This window comes from Rathayibacter sp. AY1C1, from assembly GCF_002932105.1.
In the GTDB taxonomy this organism is placed as follows: Bacteria; Actinomycetota; Actinomycetes; order Actinomycetales; family Microbacteriaceae; genus Rathayibacter.
In genome coordinates this window covers 1-1,508 of record NZ_PSWH01000069.1, presented here as the reverse complement: position 1 = coordinate 1,508, position 1,508 = coordinate 1, and the positions used below count along the sequence as shown (strand labels likewise).

Here is a 1,508-nt window from a genome sequence, read left to right as displayed (position 1 = left end):
ACCCGGGAGCCCCCGGCCCCGCCGATCCGCCCCCCGCGCCCGAGAACCGCTTCGTGCTCTGGCTGCGCGGCCTCGACCTGCCCCGCCGTCCCGGCTGGATCGGCGGCGTCTGCGCGGGGATCGCCGACCGGCTCGGCATCGACCCGCTGATCGTGCGCGGGATCGTGCTCGTCGTCGCGGTGCTGGGCGGGCCCGCGCTCCTCCTCTACGCCGCGGCCTGGCTGCTGCTGCCCGACCAGGACGGCGCCCTGCCGGTGGAGCGGCTGCTCCGCGGCTCGCTCGACCGGGTGCACGCCGGGATCGGCGTCCTCGTGCTCGCCTCGATGCTGCCGGTGGCGCAGGGCTTCTGGTCGCTCGGCGGCGCGTACACCGGGGCGATGCCCTGGGCGCCCGCGACCGGGCGGACGCTGTGGTCGCTCGTGGTGCTCGGGCTGATCGTGGCCTTCGTGGTCTGGATCGTGCGGCGGAGCCGGCGATCGGACGACGCGGCCGCTCACCCGGCCCAGGGCTCCCCGTCCGCACACCCCTCCGCGACGCTCCCCTACCCCGCGCCCTCCGCTCCCGCCTACCCCGCACCCGACCCCGGGCTGCAGGACGAGCGCCCCTCGTCCCCCGAGGCCGTCGCCGAGTGGCGCGAGCGCCAGGAGGCCTGGCGGGCCGAGCGGGAGGCCTTCCGCGCCCAGCAGAGCGCGTCGGCCCGCGAGACGGCCCGCGCCCGGGCGGAGGAGGCGCGAGTCGCCGCCGCCACCGTCACCGCCGCGCGCCTGGAGCGCCAGCGCCTCCGACGCGCCGCGAACCCCCGGCTGCGGGCGAGCCTCACGCTGCTCGCCCTGGGCGCCGCCGCACTGACCGGCGCACTGGTCTCGCTCACCGCCTCCGGGCCGACGGCCCTCGTCGTCGGAGCCGCCTCGGCCGCGCTCGTGCTCGCCGTGGTGATCGTGCTCGCCGGCCTGTTCCGGAGGCGCGCGATCGCGCTGGTCGCCCTCGCGACGGTCGCGCTGGTCACGGCCGCCTGCGCCGCCGTGCTGCCGACCGACCGCGAGCTGCTCCCCGTGCTGGGCACCTACGGCTTCTCGAGCGCCGCTCCCGGCCGCTACGCGACGCTCGCGGCGAGCGACCTGCGCGTCACGGTCGCACCCGGCTACGAGACCTCCGGCGAGCCGCTGGACCTCTGGATCGGCTACGGGCACGTGTCCGTCGCCACGACGGCGGGAACGGCGGTCCGCCTCGAGGCGACCACGGAGGACACCGAGCTCCTCGTTCTGGACGCCGACGGAGGCGCGATCGACGCGCCCCGCGAGGTCCGCACCGCCGACGGCCGTCAGCTGTGGACGCAGACCTTCGGCGATCCCGAGGCCGAGCCGTTCGTGGTCCGCATCGCCCAGGAGGGCGGGTCGATCCGCGTCCAGGACTCCACACCGGGCGCCGACTCCGGCACCACTGCGCCGGACGCCGACGCCACCCCGACACCCACCCCCGAGACCGGAGCCGCACGATGACCACCACGC

Annotated in this window: 1 protein-coding gene; it reads left to right on the top strand. The window is 77.5% G+C overall.

The features are described from left to right. A partial coding sequence (locus C5C71_RS17100; protein ID WP_104338174.1) for a PspC domain-containing protein occupies positions 1–1,499 on the top strand: 1,499 nt, incomplete at its 5' end. Between the last annotated feature and the right edge of the window lie 9 nt (positions 1,500–1,508).